The organism is Qipengyuania sp. ABI-127-1 (assembly GCA_022953095.1).
GTDB lineage: Bacteria > Pseudomonadota > Alphaproteobacteria > Sphingomonadales > Sphingomonadaceae > Qipengyuania.
The window spans coordinates 643,685-661,737 of sequence record JALJCR010000001.1; the positions used below are offsets into that span (position 1 = coordinate 643,685).

General features: G+C 60.2%; 12 protein-coding genes, 3 tRNA genes and 3 rRNA genes. 11 read left to right on the forward strand and 7 right to left on the reverse strand.

The genetic code is table 11. From position 1 onward, the window contains the following. Nucleotides 1-49: 49 nt before the first annotated feature. Both MUY37_RS03010 and MUY37_RS03015 read right to left on the reverse strand, forming a co-directional pair. Nucleotides 50-1,339: a pyruvate dehydrogenase complex dihydrolipoamide acetyltransferase gene (locus tag MUY37_RS03010; protein WP_499193936.1), complete on the reverse strand. Its 1,290-nt coding sequence runs from the start codon at nucleotides 1,337-1,339 to the stop codon at nucleotides 50-52. Between the two features lie 4 nt (nucleotides 1,340-1,343). Continuing rightward, a complete protein-coding gene (locus MUY37_RS03015) occupies nucleotides 1,344-3,695 on the reverse strand; it encodes a thiamine pyrophosphate-binding protein (protein ID WP_499193937.1) in 2,352 nt (783 codons plus the stop codon). A gap of 836 nt (nucleotides 3,696-4,531) precedes the next feature. Here MUY37_RS03015 and MUY37_RS03020 point away from each other — a divergent pair. The 6 genes from MUY37_RS03020 to MUY37_RS03045 all read left to right on the forward strand — a co-directional run bounded on the left by MUY37_RS03020 (nucleotide 4,532) and on the right by MUY37_RS03045 (nucleotide 10,037). Continuing rightward, a 16S ribosomal RNA gene (locus MUY37_RS03020) occupies nucleotides 4,532-6,017 on the forward strand. A gap of 204 nt (nucleotides 6,018-6,221) precedes the next feature. Next, a tRNA-Ile gene (locus tag MUY37_RS03025) sits at nucleotides 6,222-6,298 on the forward strand. Nucleotides 6,299-6,311: 13 nt separating this feature from the next. Continuing rightward, nucleotides 6,312-6,387 (forward strand) — tRNA-Ala (locus MUY37_RS03030). Between the two features lie 271 nt (nucleotides 6,388-6,658). After that, nucleotides 6,659-9,450, forward strand: a 23S ribosomal RNA gene (locus tag MUY37_RS03035). A 118-nt stretch (nucleotides 9,451-9,568) separates the two neighbouring features. Continuing rightward, nucleotides 9,569-9,683, forward strand: a 5S ribosomal RNA gene (gene rrf / locus MUY37_RS03040). The 16S, 23S and 5S rRNA genes sit together here with 3 tRNA genes alongside, the layout of an rRNA operon. A gap of 277 nt (nucleotides 9,684-9,960) precedes the next feature. Further along, nucleotides 9,961-10,037 (forward strand) — tRNA-Met (locus MUY37_RS03045). 155 nt (nucleotides 10,038-10,192) lie between these two features. Here MUY37_RS03045 and MUY37_RS03050 read toward each other — a convergent pair. Continuing rightward, nucleotides 10,193-11,068, reverse strand: a complete 876-nt coding sequence (locus MUY37_RS03050; RefSeq protein WP_499193938.1) for a LysR family transcriptional regulator — start codon at nucleotides 11,066-11,068, stop codon at nucleotides 10,193-10,195. Nucleotides 11,069-11,166: 98 nt separating this feature from the next. Between MUY37_RS03050 and MUY37_RS03055 the strand changes: the two genes are divergently transcribed. Beyond that, entirely contained in the window at nucleotides 11,167-11,937 is a 771-nt protein-coding gene (locus tag MUY37_RS03055; protein ID WP_499193939.1) for a hypothetical protein, read from the forward strand. 79 nt (nucleotides 11,938-12,016) lie between these two features. Here MUY37_RS03055 and MUY37_RS03060 read toward each other — a convergent pair whose 3' ends face one another. From MUY37_RS03060 to MUY37_RS03075, 4 genes are all read right to left on the reverse strand, one after another. Beyond that, a complete protein-coding gene (locus MUY37_RS03060) occupies nucleotides 12,017-14,137 on the reverse strand; it encodes a TonB-dependent receptor (protein ID WP_499193940.1) in 2,121 nt (706 codons plus the stop codon). A 78-nt stretch (nucleotides 14,138-14,215) separates the two neighbouring features. Beyond that, entirely contained in the window at nucleotides 14,216-14,695 is a 480-nt protein-coding gene (locus MUY37_RS03065; protein ID WP_499193941.1) for a hypothetical protein, read from the reverse strand. An 82-nt stretch (nucleotides 14,696-14,777) separates the two neighbouring features. Beyond that, the gene (locus MUY37_RS03070) at nucleotides 14,778-15,116 is read right to left on the reverse strand and encodes an ArsR/SmtB family transcription factor (protein WP_499193942.1); all 339 of its coding nucleotides are present in this window, start codon (nucleotides 15,114-15,116) and stop codon (nucleotides 14,778-14,780) included. Beyond that, nucleotides 15,113-15,769, reverse strand: a complete 657-nt coding sequence (locus MUY37_RS03075; protein ID WP_499193943.1) for a peroxiredoxin — start codon at nucleotides 15,767-15,769, stop codon at nucleotides 15,113-15,115. The genes MUY37_RS03070 and MUY37_RS03075 overlap by 4 nt, the downstream gene beginning before the upstream one ends. A 74-nt stretch (nucleotides 15,770-15,843) precedes the next feature. Here MUY37_RS03075 and MUY37_RS03080 point away from each other — a divergent pair, with 74 nt between their 5' ends. The 4 genes from MUY37_RS03080 to MUY37_RS03095 are packed head-to-tail and all read left to right on the forward strand — an operon-like array spanning nucleotide 15,844 to nucleotide 18,051. After that, complete coding sequence (locus tag MUY37_RS03080) at nucleotides 15,844-16,776, forward strand: MBL fold metallo-hydrolase (protein ID WP_499193944.1); 933 nt, start codon at nucleotides 15,844-15,846, stop codon at nucleotides 16,774-16,776. Beyond that, a complete protein-coding gene (locus MUY37_RS03085) occupies nucleotides 16,773-17,222 on the forward strand; it encodes a YeeE/YedE family protein (protein ID WP_499193945.1) in 450 nt (149 codons plus the stop codon). The genes MUY37_RS03080 and MUY37_RS03085 overlap by 4 nt, the downstream gene beginning before the upstream one ends. After that, nucleotides 17,219-17,638 carry a DUF6691 family protein gene (locus MUY37_RS03090; protein WP_499193946.1) on the forward strand — a complete coding sequence of 140 codons (420 nt, stop codon included), beginning with the start codon at nucleotides 17,219-17,221 and terminating at the stop codon, nucleotides 17,636-17,638. The genes MUY37_RS03085 and MUY37_RS03090 overlap by 4 nt, the downstream gene beginning before the upstream one ends. Further along, a complete protein-coding gene (locus MUY37_RS03095; protein ID WP_499193947.1) occupies nucleotides 17,638-18,051 on the forward strand; it encodes a protein tyrosine phosphatase family protein in 414 nt (137 codons plus the stop codon). The genes MUY37_RS03090 and MUY37_RS03095 overlap by 1 nt, the downstream gene beginning before the upstream one ends. The last annotated feature ends 2 nt before the right edge of the window (nucleotides 18,052-18,053 follow it).

Genomic DNA, 18,053 nt, shown 5'->3' on the forward strand with positions numbered 1-18,053 from the left:
CGAGCGATAAATGGACCCCGGCATCAAGGATCCCGCCGATCCATCACGGCTAGGCAAGCATCAGCATTGGCTGTTCAGCCAACCTGCGGAATTCGCCAAGGAAATCGGCTCCGGTCGATCCGTTTATGGCGCGGTGGTCGAAACTGGCCGTCGCGGTGAGCAGGTGGGCGGAAACGATCGCACCATCTTGCGACCACGGCCCCTCGCGGCTCGAGCCCACACCCAGGATCAGGCCCTGCGGCGGATTAATGATCGGCCCCATTGCGTCGATGCCATACATGCCGAGATTGGAGATCGAGGCGGTCCCGCCCCGGCAATCGTCGGGCTTGAGCCGACCTTCGCGCGCCTTTTCGGCTAAATCGCGCGCCTCCGCGGCGATCGCGGCGAGACTCTTCGCCGCGGCATCGCGGATCACCGGCGTTACCAGCCCGCCTTCGACCGCGACTGCCATCGCAATATCGACGCGGTGATAGCGATAGAGCGTGTCGCCGCCGAAGCTGACATTGGCGTCGGGCACGCGCTGCAATGCCACGGCCATGGCGCGGATGAGCATGTCATTGACCGAAAGCTTGATCTCGTCCGGGACCAGTTCCTCGTTGAGCCGTTGGCGAAGATTGATCAACGCATCAATCCGGCAGGTCACCGAGAGATAGAAATGCGGCACCGTCTGCTTGGATTCGCTCAGGCGCCGCGCGATGGTCTTGCGCATCCCGTTTAAGGGTTCGGCATCATGGGGGACGTCTGACACCGGGCCGTTTGCCTGATCGCCCGCGGCAGCTTTGGCAGGCGCGCTCGACTTGTCCTGCGATGTACGGGCGGTCGGATCGGTGACGATGTCCTGCCACAGGATACGTCCGCCGGGTCCGCTCCCGCGCATCGCATTCAGGTCCATTCCCTTGGCGGCGGCCAGCTTGCCTGCCAGCGGCGTCGCATCGACATTGAGATCGACCGGCGCGGCCCCCGCCGTACGCGGAGCCTCGATTGCCTTGGCGGCAGAGGGCGGTGGAGGCGGGGCTTGCTCTGCGGTGGCGGATTCATCGGCCGTCGCCGCAGCGTGCGCTTCGGCCCGATCGTCGCCGAGAGTCGGCATCGCCTCACCGTCCTCGGCCAGTATCGCGATGACCGTACCGACCGGAATATCCTCCGTCCCCGCGGTCACTTTCAATTCCGCAACCACGCCGTCCTCGGCCGCCTCGAATTCCATCGTCGCCTTGTCGGTTTCGATTTCGGCCAGCAAGTCGCCCGCAGCGATAGTATCTCCGGGAGAGACGAGCCATTTTGCAAGCGTACCTGATTCCATCGTCGGCGAGAGGGCGGGCAAGGTGATGTCGATCGGCATAGGGTTATCCCAGGAACAATTCGGCGGCGGCCTCGACGATGGCATCGGCATCGAGGCGGTATTCGCGGTAGAGGTCGACAAGATCGCCGGTCTGGCCGAAGCGGTCGGTCCCCAGCGCACTGACGCGCTGGCCCTTTACCCCGCCAAGCCATGAGAGCGCGCCGGGACTGCCGTCGATGGCGGTAACCAGCCCCGACGCCGACGGCAGCGCACCGAGCAGTGCCTCGACATGCGATGTGGCAACCGCCTCGCCCTGCCAGCGCGAAGCCTGCCGTGCCGACCAGTCGCGGTGGAGCAGGTCGGGTGAAGTCACGTTCAGCAGGCCCAGCCCTTTCACATCCTCCGCCAGCATCTCCCATGCGGCAAGCATTTCGGGTGCGATTGCCCCGGTAAAGACCAGTGCGGCCGCGGCCTCGGGGCCGGGTCGCTTGAGCCAGTAGCCGCCTTTGATCGCATCGGCCTGCCAGTCATCGTCTTCGCGCACGGCCTGTTCGATCTCGCGGGTGGAAAGGCGCAGATAGATCGACCCGCCGTCACCGCGCTGCATGTGACCAAAGCCCCATTCCATCAACAGCGCCAGCTCGTCGGCGAAAGCGGGTTCGAAATAGGTCAGGCCGGGCTGCCCCATGCCGATCAGCGGCGTGTTGATCGATTGGTGTGCGCCCCCCTCCGGCCCCAGCGTGAGGCCCGATGGCGTCGCCACCAGCAGGAAGCGCGCACCTTGGTAACAGGCGTAATTGAGCACATCGAGACCGCGGGCTATGAAGGGATCGTACACCGTGCCGATCGGGAGCACGCGCTTGCCGAACAGCGGCCCGGCAAGGCCGAAGGCGGCCAGCGCCAGAAACAAATTGTGCTCGGCGATCCCCAGTTCCAGATGTTGGCCCGCCGCATGGCCGGACCATTTTTGGGTCGAGGGAATACGCGCGTGCTGAAACACATCTTTCAGTTCCTGGCGCCGGAACAGGCCGCGTTGATTGACCCAGGCGCCCAGATTGGTCGACACCGTGACATCGGGCGAAGTGGTAACGAGATGAGCGGCCAGCTCGCTGTCCGACTTGGCGAGTTCGTGTAGGATCTTGCCGAAAGCGCCCTGGGTCGATTGCGTCGCTCCCGACGGAACGGTGATGGCGGGCACGGAATAGGTCTCCGCCGGGCTTTCCGGTTCGCGCGCGGCCAGCGGCGATTTCCGCACGAAATCCTTCAGGGCCTGCGCCGCATTGCCGCCGAGCCCGGCATAGGGCTCCCACTCTTCGCCTTCGGCAATGCCCATGTCTTCGCGCAAAGTCCCGATCTGGGTCGGCGTCATCAGCCCGGCATGGTTGTCTTTATGTCCCGCCAGCGGCAGGCCGAAGCCCTTGACCGTATAGGCGATGAACACCGTCGGCTGTTCGTCGGCTGCGTCGTCGAAGGCTTCCACCAGGCTTTCCATGCAATGGCCGCCCAGATTGGTCATCAGCATGTGCAGTGCGGCATCGTCGTAATCCGCGATGAGCTTGAGACTTGCCTTGCTGTCGGCCAGATCCCGCTCGAGCCGTTCGCGCCACGCGCTGCCGCCCTGATAGGTTAGCGCGGCGAAATCGGCATTGGGACAGTTTTCGATCCAGTCGCGCAGCGCCTTGCCGCCGGGACGGGCGAAGGCCGCCTGCTGCATCTTGCCATGCTTGAGTGTGATTACCCGCCAACCGCAGGTTTCGAAAATGTCGTCGAACCGCCGGAACATCCGGTCCGCTGTAGTCGCATCCAGCGACTGGCGATTGTAGTCGATGATCCACCAGCAATTGCGCAAATCGTGCTTGTAACCTTCGATCAGGCACTCATAGATATTGCCTTCGTCCAGTTCCGCATCGCCCATCAGCGCGACCATTCGCCCCGCGCTTTCGGGTGCGTTCCAGCCATGCGCGATGACGTAATCTTGGACCAGGCTGGCAAAAGCGGTGATCGCGACGCCCAGCCCCACCGACCCGGTCGAGAAATCGACCGGGATGCTGTCCTTGGTCCGGCTGGGATAACTCTGCGCCCCTCCGAAGCCGCGAAAAGTCTTCAGCTTGTCGAGACTTTGCCGCCCGAGCAGGTAATTGATGGCATGCAGCACCGGGCCGGCATGGGGCTTCACCGCAACGCGATCGTTCGGGCCGAGCGCGTGGAAGTAGAGCGCCGCCATGATTGCCGTCATCGAGGCGCAACTGGCCTGATGCCCGCCTACCTTCAGGCCGTCGCGATTTTCACGCAGGTGATTGGCATTATGGATCGTCCATGACGACAGCCATCGCAGGCGCTCGTCGAGCCGCTCGAGATTGGCGATTTCGGGAGCAGGGGGGGCAGTGTTGCCCCGATGATCGGTTTCGATATTCATGCAAATCCTCGTTCAGACGCCTTCTTACACCGATGTCTACGCATATGTGCAGCCGAATACGCCGCGATACGCGCTGGTTTCGGGCATGTTCTGGCATTCAGTTGCCGTTTCCCTGGCATGACCTGCCAATTGGCAGCGCAAAGCCCTCGGCCTGACCAGATGAATCCCGGTGACGGGAGTGTCTGGGGCGGGTCGCCCGTGAGGTTGCGGCCTGCCTCATCCACTGGTGCGAAGGTTGGGGTGCCCGAACTCTTATGCCCGGATATCGCCTGTGAGTCGCCTGGTCGAATCCGGTCATTTGGGGTGGTGCTGGCCTGACTCGCCTGAGCTTGTGGTTTCTGATTACCTTCGACGCCGCCTATGCATGATTGGATGTGAATTGAAAGCTGTTGGAATTGTTAGATTTTGCGGGAAGGTTTCGATATTTCTGCAAAAAGGCGTTGACCGTTTGCGGTGTGGGGCCTAGATGGCCCTCACCGACGCGGCGCTGACGGGTTCTACCGTTCGCAGCATTGGTCGCCAACATGAGTGGATAGCCGGTCCCCCGGTGTAAGTCGGGGAAGCACTAGCTGTCCGCTATTAGTGTCTGGTGGTTCTTTGACATTGTTGGTTTTTGATGAAGGGACATGTGGGCGACGGCGCCTGGTCCGGGGGTTTTAAGGCTCCGGATACCAGTAACCAAGCCGATTGCCACATCCATGCGGGCTCCACAGTCCGTGTGGTATGATGCATGTTCATTCGTATCCATTACGTTTGACAGTGCAGGTATCGGCTCCTTGAAGCTCTTGCTTGTTGGTTGGGCGATCTTCGGATCGCGGCTGATAGGTGAGTGACACAAACTTGAGAGTTTGATCCTGGCTCAGAACGAACGCTGGCGGCATGCCTAACACATGCAAGTCGAACGATCCCTTCGGGGATAGTGGCGCACGGGTGCGTAACGCGTGGGAACCTGCCTTTAGGTTCGGAATAACAGTTAGAAATGACTGCTAATACCGGATAATGTCTTCGGACCAAAGATTTATCGCCTTTAGATGGGCCCGCGTTAGATTAGATAGTTGGTGGGGTAATGGCCTACCAAGTCGACGATCTATAGCTGGTCTGAGAGGATGATCAGCCACACTGGGACTGAGACACGGCCCAGACTCCTACGGGAGGCAGCAGTGGGGAATATTGGACAATGGGGGAAACCCTGATCCAGCAATGCCGCGTGAGTGATGAAGGCCTTAGGGTTGTAAAGCTCTTTTACCAGGGATGATAATGACAGTACCTGGAGAATAAGCTCCGGCTAACTCCGTGCCAGCAGCCGCGGTAATACGGAGGGAGCTAGCGTTGTTCGGAATTACTGGGCGTAAAGCGCACGTAGGCGGCGATCCAAGTCAGGGGTGAAATCCCGGGGCTCAACCCCGGAACTGCCCTTGAAACTAGGTTGCTAGAATACTGGAGAGGTGAGTGGAATTCCGAGTGTAGAGGTGAAATTCGTAGATATTCGGAAGAACACCAGTGGCGAAGGCGACTCACTGGACAGTTATTGACGCTGAGGTGCGAAAGCGTGGGGAGCAAACAGGATTAGATACCCTGGTAGTCCACGCCGTAAACGATGATAACTAGCTGTCCGGGCACATGGTGCTTGGGTGGCGCAGCTAACGCATTAAGTTATCCGCCTGGGGAGTACGGTCGCAAGATTAAAACTCAAAGGAATTGACGGGGGCCTGCACAAGCGGTGGAGCATGTGGTTTAATTCGAAGCAACGCGCAGAACCTTACCAGCCTTTGACATCCTAGGACGGTTTCTGGAGACAGATTCTTTCCTTTCGGGGACCTAGTGACAGGTGCTGCATGGCTGTCGTCAGCTCGTGTCGTGAGATGTTGGGTTAAGTCCCGCAACGAGCGCAACCCTCGTCCTTAGTTGCCATCATTTAGTTGGGCACTTTAAGGAAACTGCCGGTGATAAGCCGGAGGAAGGTGGGGATGACGTCAAGTCCTCATGGCCCTTACAGGCTGGGCTACACACGTGCTACAATGGCATCTACAGTGAGCAGCGATCCCGCGAGGGTTAGCTAATCTCCAAAAGATGTCTCAGTTCGGATTGTTCTCTGCAACTCGAGAGCATGAAGGCGGAATCGCTAGTAATCGCGGATCAGCATGCCGCGGTGAATACGTTCCCAGGCCTTGTACACACCGCCCGTCACACCATGGGAGTTGGATTCACCCGAAGGTGGTGCGCTAACCTTTTAGGAGGCAGCCAACCACGGTGGGTTCAGCGACTGGGGTGAAGTCGTAACAAGGTAGCCGTAGGGGAACCTGCGGCTGGATCACCTCCTTTCTAAGGATGATTGCGAAAGCGCCGGCGCCAGTCGCTGGAAGAGCTTCGCAGTTTTCTACAGAACATTGCCGTCGTCCTCATGTCCTTTCATCAATCGGATACAGCCTAGCGGGTTTTTGTCTGCTCGGGCTGTTTGCCTGAGCTGGCTCATGCCGAGTAGCGGCCGTGCCTTTTCGTATGAGAAGGGGGCCTGCGCTGGCGTTTAGGCCCGTAGCTCAGTTGGTTAGAGCGCACCCCTGATAAGGGTGAGGTCGGTGGTTCAAATCCACTCGGGCCTACCATTTGCCTGGATACGGGGCCTTAGCTCAGCTGGGAGAGCACCTGCTTTGCAAGCAGGGGGTCATCGGTTCGATCCCGATAGGCTCCACCAGGCACTAACTGATCCGATTGTATGAAACGAGAGCGGATCTCGCGGTTTGCGCGAGTAGGCGATTTCGATCGCCGTCTTTGACATTGTGAATGGGTTTTTAAATCGATGCCGTGGCGCATGGATTTGCAAAGGTTGGTCTTCGGGCCGATCGATGCGATCGATGCATCACAAACAAGATCAATCAAATTGATTTATCTGGCTGAGATATTCCTCCGCACTATCGTGAGACTTCGGACTTTTATGCAGGTCTGTCGTTGATGGTGTGGATTCTCAAGCGTGAGGTAAGAGCATTTGGTGGATGCCTTGGCATGTGCAGGCGATGAAGGACGTGGCACGCTGCGATAAGCGTCGGGGAGTTGTGAGCAAACTTTGATCCGGCGATTTCCGAATGGGGAAACCCACCCTCACCATTTCCTTTCGATTGTTTTCGGACAGTCGGAAAGAGGTGGATAGGGTATCACCGAAGTGAATATATAGCTTTGGTGAAGCGAACCCGGGGAACTGAAACATCTCAGTACCCGGAGGAAAAGACATCAACAGAGATTCCCGTAGTAGTGGCGAGCGAACCGGGACCAGGCCAGTGCCTTCATTTCAACTAGCAAAACACTTTGGAAAGAGTGGCCATAGCGGGTGACAGCCCCGTATGCGAAAGTGATGATGAAGGACTTGAGTAGGGCGGGACACGTGAAATCCTGTCTGAACATGGGGGGACCACCCTCCAAGCCTAAATACTCGCACATGACCGATAGCGAACACAGTACCGTGAGGGAAAGGTGAAAAGCACCCCGATTAGGGGAGTGAAACAGTACCTGAAACCGGATGCTTACAAGCAGTTGGAGCCCCATAGGGGGTGACAGCGTACCTCTTGCATAATGGGTCAGTGACTTAATCTACCATGCAAGCTTAAGCCGTTAGGTGTAGGCGCAGCGAAAGCGAGTCTGAATAGGGCGACTGAGTATGATGGATTAGACCCGAACCCCGGCGATCTAGGCATGGCCAGGTTGAAGGTGCGGTAACACGCACTGGAGGACCGAACCGGTGAATGTTGAAAAATTCTCGGATGAGCTGTGTTTAGGGGTGAAAGGCCAATCAAGCCGGGAAATAGCTGGTTCTCCGCGAAATCTATTGAGGTAGAGCGTCGGATGTATGCCGATGGGGGTAGAGCACTGGATGGGCTAGGGCTGCGCGAGCGGTACCAAACCTAACCAAACTCCGAATACCATCGAGTCTTATCCGGCAGACAGACGGCGGGTGCTAAGGTCCGTCGTCAAAAGGGAAACAGCCCTAACCTACAGCTAAGGTCCCCAAGTCATATCTAAGTGGGAAAGCATGTGGGAATCCCAAAACAACCAGGAGGTTGGCTTAGAAGCAGCCATCCTTTAAAGAAAGCGTAACAGCTCACTGGTCTAAATAAGGGTTCCTGCGGCGAAGATGTAACGGGGCTAAAGATATGCACCGAAGCTTAGGGTTCAGAATTTATTCTGAGCGGTAGCGGAGCGTTCCGTAAGCGAGTGAAGGCGAAGGGTAACCGACGCTGGACGTATCGGAAGTGCGAATGCTGACATGAGTAGCGACAAACAGGGTGAGATGCCCTGTCGCCGAAAGACCAAGGGTTCCTGCTCAACGCTAATCGGAGCAGGGTTAGCCGGCCCCTAAGACGAGCCCGAAGGGGGTAGTCGATGGGAACCACGTAAATATTCGTGGGCCTGAAGATGTGTGACGGATCGTGGAAGTTGTTTTCTCTTATTGGATTGAGAGGGCAGCCAAGCGGTTCCAGGAAATAGCCTCTTCACTATAGACCGTACCCGAAACCGACACAGGTGGTCAGGTAGAGTATACCAAGGCGCTTGAGAGAAGTATCCTGAAGGAACTCGGCAAATTGCCTCCGTACCTTCGGAAGAAGGAGGCCCCATATCGACGCAAGTCTTTGTGGGGGGCACAGGCCAGGGGGTAGCGACTGTTTAGCAAAAACACAGCACTCTGCTAAGTCGGCTTCAAGACGACGTATAGGGTGTGACGCCTGCCCGGTGCTCGAAGGTTAAGAGGAGGAGTGCAAGCTCCGAATTGAAGCCCGAGTAAACGGCGGCCGTAACTATAACGGTCCTAAGGTAGCGAAATTCCTTGTCGGGTAAGTTCCGACCTGCACGAATGGCGTAACGACTTCCCCACTGTCTCCAGGATATGCTCAGCGAAATTGAATTCTCCGTGAAGATGCGGAGTACCCGCGGTTAGACGGAAAGACCCCGTGCACCTTTACTGCAGCTTCAGAGTGGCATTAGGAAATTACTGTGTAGAATAGGTGGGAGGCTTTGAAACTCGGGCGCCAGTCCGAGGGGAGCCAACCTGTGAAATACCACCCTGTGATTTTCTGATGTCTAACCACGCACCGTTAGCCGGTGTTGGGACCCTCTGTGGCGGGTAGTTTGACTGGGGCGGTCGCCTCCTAAAGAGTAACGGAGGCGCGCGATGGTAGGCTCAGGACGGTTGGAAACCGTCTGCAAGAGTGCAATGGCATAAGCCTGCCTGACTGCGAGACTGACGAGTCGAGCAGAGACGAAAGTCGGTCATAGTGATCCGGTGGTCCCTCGTGGAAGGGCCATCGCTCAACGGATAAAAGGTACGCCGGGGATAACAGGCTGATGATTCCCAAGAGCTCATATCGACGGAATCGTTTGGCACCTCGATGTCGGCTCATCACATCCTGGGGCTGGAGCAGGTCCCAAGGGTTTGGCTGTTCGCCAATTAAAGTGGTACGTGAGCTGGGTTCAGAACGTCGCGAGACAGTTTGGTCCCTATCTGCCGTGGGCGTCGATTGTTGAAAGGAGTTGCCCCTAGTACGAGAGGACCGGGGTGAACGTGCCTCTGGTGTACCTGTCATCCTGCCAAGGGTGCCGCAGGGTAGCTATGCACGGACGGGATAACCGCTGAAAGCATCTAAGCGGGAAGCCTCCCTTGAGATAAGCAATCTTCGAACCGTCATAGACCATGACGTTGATAGGCCGGGTGTGGAAGCGCAGTAATGCGTGGAGCTAACCGGTCCTAATAGTTCTTTTCGCGCTTGTAGGATCCATACCATCAACGACAGCCCTGCGCTGTCTGCGATCGGAGGAAATCTCCAAAGCCGGATAAGCCCTTAGAAGCTCAACAGCATCGATTTAAACCCTGACCGCCCGCTCTATTGCTTGGTGGCTATAGCGTCTGTGACCCACCCGATCCCATCTCGAACTCGGCCGTGAAACCGGACAGCGCCGATGGTACTAGTGCTCAAGCACTGGAAGAGTAGGTCGTCGCCAGGCATTACAGCAGGCGGTCAAGGTCGGGCCCCATCGAAGTACCACTTCGATGGGCACCGTATAAACCCATTCACATGTCTCAAAAGCCGCTGCCGGGATACCCCGAGCGGCGGCTTTGTCGTCTCCGGCGCATGCGTCCAGAGGCGAAATGCCATCGAAGCCCAAGGGGCTTCGCAAGGCCGACCGGCCGTCCGCAGCGACGCGACCTTCAGGTCGCATGAGCGAGGATAGCCAAGCCGACATATGTCGGCGCCGGCGCTTGAGGCAGTCAAATAGGTACCGCGGGGTGGAGCAGTCCGGTAGCTCGTCAGGCTCATAACCTGAAGGTCGTTGGTTCAAATCCAACCCCCGCAACCAAAACCAAATCAACACACAACAAACCGCAAACCTAACGCAGCTGATCTAGTTGCGGGCTTCCCCCATAGTTCGCGTGATGAGGCGAGGGATGGGCGGTCCTGTAACTCGATAGCCCCCAACCTGTAGATCGTACCGGGACCGGCGGGGGATCCGGATCACGTCGGGGCGCATTTGCCTGTCACCAGGTCGGCCTTGGCTGCGAGCGCATCGTAAACAAAATCGGCGACGGCCCGAATTCGTGGCGTATGCCTGAGATCGGGATGCGCAAGCACCCAGATGTCCTGCTGCCGGACTGGCATTTCCTCGGTCAGCCTTACCAGGTTAGGCTCCGGGTCGGCCATGAAACATGCCCCCCGGCCCAGACCGAGGCCTTGGCACAAAGCGCGGTGGCGCGCCGTGATGTCGGCCATCCGCAGCCCGATGGGCGCGTGGGGGAAGGGGGATGTATCCAGCCAGTCGGGCCACATTCCCGGATCGAGGGGCGCGATCCATTGCAGTGCTTCTTGCGGGGTTCGTTCCAGATAAGTGCGGTCCGCATAGTAGGTGACGTGTAGCGTGCAGGCCCTGCGCCCGACGAGGTGATCGGGCGGTTGCTGTGCGCCGCGCACCACAATGTCCGCTTCCGACTTGTCGAGATCGACGAACCGTGACGTGGTATCGACCCGCAGGTCGATTGCCGGATGTCGTGCAGCCAGTTCGAATAGATCGTCCAGCAACAAATACTGCGCGATCGCTTCGGGCAGCGATAGCGTAACCACGCCTGAAAGCGCCTCGCCCGCAGCGTTCTGACGCCGGGTTGCTTGGAAGGATAGCTGTTCCATCCGCTCCGCGATCTCGACCAGCTGCTCGCCCAGCGGAGTGGGCAGATACCGGCCCGGCGCCCGATCGAACAGCTTACCGCGACGCGTTTCTAGCCCAGCCAAGCGTCGCGACACGGTCGTATGCGTCGTGCGCAGCATCTCGGCGGCGCTTCGCATGCTGCCCGATCGCGCCATCGCAAGCAGCAGGCGGTAGTCGTCCCAATTCTCCATTGGTTCGTTTTCGCACCATATATGCCCAAATACTAGCCGAGACCGGTAGGTGAGGCGCGATTACGGTGCAAATTGATCGCACCTGCTGGAGAATACCCATGCCATTCCTTGCTCTATCGAGAAGCGCGACGTCGGCAGTCGCGCTGTTTCTGACCAGTTCGTTTGTCGCAATGGCGGAGCCCGCCGCCGCGCAAGACGATCCCGCGCCCGTAACGGTCGAGCTGCGCAAGGGAGAGGTGCTTCAGGTAATCGCGCCCGAAGCCCGCGAAGGAGGACTCGAGGCCCGACGGAGCTATTACCGCGATGTAATCCCCATCGCTGAGAATTACGGTTTCAGGCGCCTTGGTCAGCTCGATGTCGAGCAGAAAGTGGTCGGCGAATTCGATCCCGGCGCCTTCATCTTCTTTTCCTGGCCCAGCGCGGTGAATGCACAGGCCTTTCTCGACCGACCGGATCTGCCCGAGATCCGGGCTCGGCGGCCCGATGGTTGGCGCGAACTCAAGATCTTCGACGCTCTCGTCGAGGAAAATACGACATTGATACTCGATCCGAACAAGGACTATTCGATCGTCGTCGCGTGGTTCGATCCCGCAAATCCCGGCGACTACGTGCGCTATCTCGAGGGGATCGAGCCGGCGGTCGAACGCAAGGGCGGGCGTTTCATCTACAAGATGCGCAACCCCACGCTCGAGACCAATGCCAACTCCGAGGCAGCGCCCGGGCAGATCACCTTCGTCGAATGGGCCGACCGCGAGGGCTTCGTCCGCGTCCAGAAAACGCCCGAATATCTCGCCCACCGCAGCTACTTCGCGTCGGGTACGACCAGGTTCGAGTTCTATTGGCTCGGCGTGACGGGGCGAAATCGCTGACACCACCGCACGAGGCCAAATTCTCTGTCGGTAACGACCGGAGCAGCCGTGTCGGGCCGCTCCGGTCGTCACGTATAGCTCAAAACTGCGTGGTCAGCCGCACCCAGGCGCCACGGCCGGGGCCTGGCAGACGCTCGCCCAGCGGCACATCCGATGTGCCGACACGGCTGCGGCCGGCGAGGTGGGGCTGGTACTGCTCGTCGAACAGGTTCTCCACGCCCGCTTCGATCCGCAGATCGGGGCCGACCGCATAGCGGGCGAACAGGCCGACGACGGCGTAGCTGTCGCTCGGCTGCTCATCGTTCGATGCAGAGATGCGGTCCTGACTCGCCGCTGCCATGAGCTCGGCGCCGAATGACAGCCGGTCTGCCAGATAGGCTGCAGATAGCAGCAAATTGGCCGGGGCAATCCGATAGAGATCGTCGTCTATGTCGCGGCGCTTGCCCCTGACAAAGCTCGCGACGCCGGAAATCTCGAAACTCTCGATAGGGCGAAAGCTGAAATCGAGATCGGCGCCGTACAATTCGGCGTCCACATTCCCGAAGGTAAGGGGCGTGGGATCGCCATTCATGGCTGCGATCATCTCGACCGGACTATCGATCACACCGACGCTGCCGTCATACGGCACGCCTTGGATGAAGTCGTCGACCCGGCGATAGAACACGCTCGGTCGGAACGAAAATGCGCCGGTTTCAAGGTCTAGGCCGACTTCGGCGATCCACGCGGTTTCGGGCTCGATGCCCGGATTGCCGACATAGATATTTCCGTCCGCCAAGCCATAGCTCGCTTGTGTCGGCAGCCACCCGAATCGTTCGAGCAGGCTGGGCACCCGCTCTTTGCGCGCCAGAGTCACACGCGGGGTGACGGTGCCAAGCGGCAGCCACGCACGCATTACGCCGTCTACCGTGGTATCCGACGCGGTCCGATCGGCCGCAGCGAAGGCCGCGGCGAGCGCTCGCGGCCCCATTGGCACCGCGCTACCAAGCTGCGGCACTCCCGCCGAGTGTTCGGTGCGATCGATCCGGCCGCCCAGCTCGAACTCCACGCCTCCGATATCGCCGCGCCACTGCGCGAATGCGCCAAGCCTCTCGCTGCGGAAGTTGGGCTGCGCTTCGATGAAGAAAGCGGAATTGGTTGGATTGGTGATGGTCACGAACTTGTCGGCCAGTTCCGCATCCGCGCCGATCTGGATGTAATCCCGATCCGTGCCGAAGCGCACAGAGCCCTCGGCAGTGGTGGTATCTGCATCGGCAAAGGTTGCGCGGGCGCGCATTGGAGAAGCGGCGGGTTGGCGGGTCGTCTGATTGTCCATCAGGTGCCGCACCGCGACATGGCCGAGCCGCAGGTCGAGGTTGACGTTCACGGCGATTTCGCCGCGAAATCCGCCCTGAACGAAATCGGTATCGAAGAACACGATGTCGAGCGCGAAGGGCGGATTGCCGGTTGGGTCGGTTTCGCTGCGGCGATATTCGATGAAGAGTTCGCCCGGTCCGGCACGGAACCCGGCATGGGCACCGTAAAGGGTTCGTTCGAAGGAGGAGCCACCGACCGTGCCGTCGGCAAAGCTGTAATCGTCCCCTTCTTCTTTGCTGGCCAGCACACCGAAGCGCCAGCGTTCATTGGCAAGGCCGATCAAGCCGCCAAGGGCATAACTGTCATCGGCGCTGCGGTATTGGCTCGCAAACCGCGCCTGGGGCGAAAGCGCCGAACCGCCGGAGAATTGCGTCTCCACCAACCGGGCATCGATCGCGCCGGCCAGCGATGGGCCTTGCGAGACCGGAGCCACACCGCGCGCGATTTCTATCCGGTCGAGGAGTATGGATGGCGCGTAATGCAGCGGCGGGTCCATCGCATTCGGGCCGCCGGTGGCGAAGCGCTGGCCATTTACGCGGCCGAGGACTCGCTGTCCGGAGAGGCCGCGATAGGAAAGCTGGCCGGATAGCGCGCCGTTCCCCACGAGAAAACCGCCCGGCGTCCGCGCCGCAATCGCTGCGGCATCGGGAGGCAGGGCAACTTGCTGGGGCGGTGCGACCACGTCTTCGCCGACGTTGCTGCGGCGCGGTGCGGTGACCGTAATCGTATCGGTCAGAACCGGATCGGCGTCATCGGTGGTATTCTCGTTCTCGGCCGAGACGGAATGGATGGGAAACAGGGCGCAGGATGCGAGCAAGCTCGCCCTGCAAAGGGCGTTCAAAAACATGGTGATCTCGTTTGTTTGGTGTGCACGCGGGCGCGCTGCGGCATGCTGCCGGGCTACGCGCGAAGAATTGTGACCGGGTCAGGAATTCCGTGGCGGCGCACGCAAAGGTGGTCGCAAATGGCGGACCGGAGCAAGGGCGAGGGTCGGGAGAGGACGAGCATCCGCCCCGATGCCGCCTAGCGCACTTGCGAACTCCGCCGGTTTTTCCGGAAGCGTTCCAGCAAAGGCCAGGGCGGAGAATGCACAGTCGACCTTGGAGGCCGTTGAAGCCGGTTGCTCGTCACCCAGGGGCGGCGTGTGGTGCCCCATCGCGGCATGATCGAGCGCATTGGGGGCCACCGTTTTGTGAATCTTGGCGGAAGCGAGCGCGCGGTAGAGCGCGTTCGTTTCCGGACAGGGATCGATAGTAACGAAATGCGTCGTCGAGGGCGCAACCATATGGCCCGCCGGGACGATCGCATTCATCCCTAGCGCGGCCAGAAGCAGCGCGAGAAAGATGCCGGGGCGCAGGGCGGAGGTGCGACGAATGCGCGTCAGGAGAGAGAGGGGCGGCAACACGGGGGGTATCGTCTATCCTGCGCGGTCTCGATCAAGATATATCGGGCATCCTCGCGCTGCCGCCCATATCGCTAGAACCCTGTCACGACAACCGCGCGAAATTCGCTACTCCGGGCGATGGTGTGCGGACATGCGGGCGTTTTGCCGATGCGGCCATGTCGGTTCCGGAAATAGATGCGCCAAGTTGCGAAAGGCGGTCCTCGTTCAGGCTGTAATAGACCAGCTTGGCATCCTTGCGGGTTTCGACGAGCTCCGCTTTGCGCAAGACGCCGAGCTGCTGCGAAAGCGCAGGCTGGCCGATGCCGGATGCCTTTTCGATTTCGCCGACATTGAGTTCTCCGGCTCTCAATATCTGGATGATCCGGAACCGTAGCGGATGGGCGATGGCCTTCAGTTCCTCGATAGGTGCCTCGTCCCTCATTTGCGCTTGCCCCTGCTGGCTTTACGCAGGAACCATGCGGTTTGATCCTTTGCCGCGAAGACCTCGTCCAGATTCTGGGTCGGCGGCGTGAGCAGAGGCTCGCCCGGGGTCCAATTGGCAGGCGCCAGCGCATTTTCCGCATCGATGGCCTGAAGCCCATCGAGCATGCGCAGCATTTCCGGAATCGAGCGGCCCATATTGGCCGGATAGCAGGTCATCGCCCGGATCACGCCGGTGGGATCGATGAAATATGTCGATCGCACCGTCGCGCTGTCGCTATCCTGCGGCGAGACCATTCCGTATACTTCGCCGATCACCAGCGTAGGGTCCTCGACGATGGGAAACCGTATTTCGACATCGAACCGGTCGCGGATCATGCGCAGCCAGGCGAAGTGCGAAAACAGGCTGTCGACGGACAGCGCCATGAGCGCGCAATCGCGTTTCTCGAAATCGTCGGCCTGCCGGGCGAGCGCGACGAATTCGGTCGTGCAGACCGGTGTGAAATCCGCAGGGTGCGAAAACAGGATCAGCCATCGCTTCCTGAAGTTGGTCAGCTTGACCGGCCCTATCGTGCTCCGCGCCTCGAAATCGGGTGCGGTGTCGCCGATTCTCAGGCCTCGGGGAGTGCCTTCATACTTTTCGCCCATATCCATCGCCAGACCCTTAGCACTTGACACACAGAAAGCAATACATATACACACTTTACGTAATCAAAGGAGTTTTTGGCATGGTTGGGCATGACATGGCGCTGCAAGCGGCGGCGGATCAGATCGGGCGCGCTCAGGATGAAAAGGCCCTGCGCCCCTCGATCGCGGGCTTTTTCGACGAGGCGACGAATACGGTCAGTTACGTGGTACATGATCCCGCCACGTGCGAGGCTGCGATCATCGATTCGGTGCTCGACTACGAGGCGGCTGCCGGACGCACGTCATACGGGTCCGCGGACCGGATCGTCGAATACGTCAATTCCCATAATCTGAAAGTGACGTGGCTGATCGAAACGCATGCCCATGCCGATCATATTTCGGCCGCGCCCTATCTGCAGGAAAAGCTGGGCGGTAAGCTGGCCATCGGCGCCGAGATCATCCGGGTGCAGGAAGTGTTCGGCAAGCTTTTCAATGCCGGAACAGATTTCGAACGCGACGGATCGCAATTCGATCACCTCTTTACCGACGGGGAAAAATTCAATCTCGGCGAGATCGAGGGCATCGCTCTCCACGTGCCGGGGCACACGCCTGCGGACATGGCCTTCATTATCGGTGACGCGGCGTTCGTCGGCGACACGATCTTCATGCCCGATTTCGGGACCGCGCGGGCGGATTTCCCCGGCGGCGATGCGCGCGAATTGTTCCGTTCGATCCGGCGGCTGCTCTCCCTTCCGGAAGATACGCGTCTGTTCCTGTGCCACGATTACAAGGCGCCGGGGCGCGATGAATATGCCTGGGAGACGACCGTCGGCCAGCAGCGCCGCGAAAACGTCCATGTGAAAGACGGCGTGACCGAGGACGAGTTCGTCGAGATGCGCACCACGCGCGACAAGACGCTGGCGATGCCCAACCTCATCATGCCGTCGGTGCAGGTCAACATTCGCGGCGGGCGCCTGCCCGAGCCCGAGGCTAATGGCGTCAGCTACATCAAGATCCCGGTGAACGCGGTATGATGTTGCCCGGTTTTCCCGAAGCGGCGCCGCTTGCCGGTTTGGTCGGCGGTATACTGATCGGACTGGCTGCGGCGCTGATGTTGCTCGGCGCGGGCCGCATTGCCGGCGTGTCCGGGATAGCCGCACGCGCGACCGGCATCGGCGACAGCGGCATGTCCAGATCGAGCGCCTGGATGTTCCTGATCGGCTTGCCGCTGGGGGCGCTGATCGTTGCCATGGCAACGGGGGGGATCGAAGCCAGCTTCGCCAGCCCCCTCTATCTCGCTGTCGCAGGGCTCGCGGTCGGCGTGGGGACGCGCCTTGGCAGCGGCTGCACCAGCGGCCACGGCGTCTGCGGTGTCAGCCGCTTCTCGCAGCGCTCGGTCGTCGCGACGCTCACTTTCATGGCGTTCGGCATTGCCACGGTCGCGGTGATGAACATGGCGGGACTGGAGGTGCTGCAATGATCCGGCGTCTGCTCCCCCCGCTGCTGTCGGGAACGCTGTTCGGGGCAGGCCTTGCCCTGGGCGGAATGACCAATCCCGCCCGGGTGCGCGGCTTCCTCGACCTGTTCGGCGATTGGGATCCGACGCTCGCTTTCGTGATGGGCGGTGCGGTGGTTGTCATGGCCATCGCCTGGCGCTTCCAACCACGCATGGCGCACCCATTCTTCGCGGAAAAATTCGCCCTGCCCGATCGCAGCGACCTGACCGCGCGCCTGATCGGCGGATCGGCGCTGTTCGGGATCGGCTGGGGTATTGCGGGCCTGTGCCCGGGGCCGGGTGTCGCGGCGCTGGTGATCGAGCCTGCGTCAGCGGCGATCTTCGTGGTCGCCATGCTTGCGGGCATGTTTCTGGTGCGCCTGACGGAAGGAAACGGATAATGGATGATATTCGAGAAGTAACGCCGGGCTTTGCTGTGGCACCGCAAATTCAACCCTCGGACATGCGCGCTGTGAAGGAGCGTGGCTTTGCCACCCTAATCTGCAACCGACCCGATGGCGAGGAAGAGGCGCAGCCAAGCGTCGATGCAATGCGCGAAGCCGCACAGGCGGCGGGCATCGCATTCCACCATATTCCGGTTTCGGGCGGCGCGTTTCCCGATGCGGCGATCGCGGCCTTTCGCGCGGTTCGGCGCGGGACCGATGGGCCTGTGCTTGCCTATTGCCGTACCGGCACGCGCTCGATCACGCTCGAGACGCTGGCCAATCCGGATGGCATCGACCGCGACAAGCGGCTGAAGCGGGCCGCCTCCGCCGGGTACGACCTCGGCACTCTGCGCGACACGCTCGGCTGACG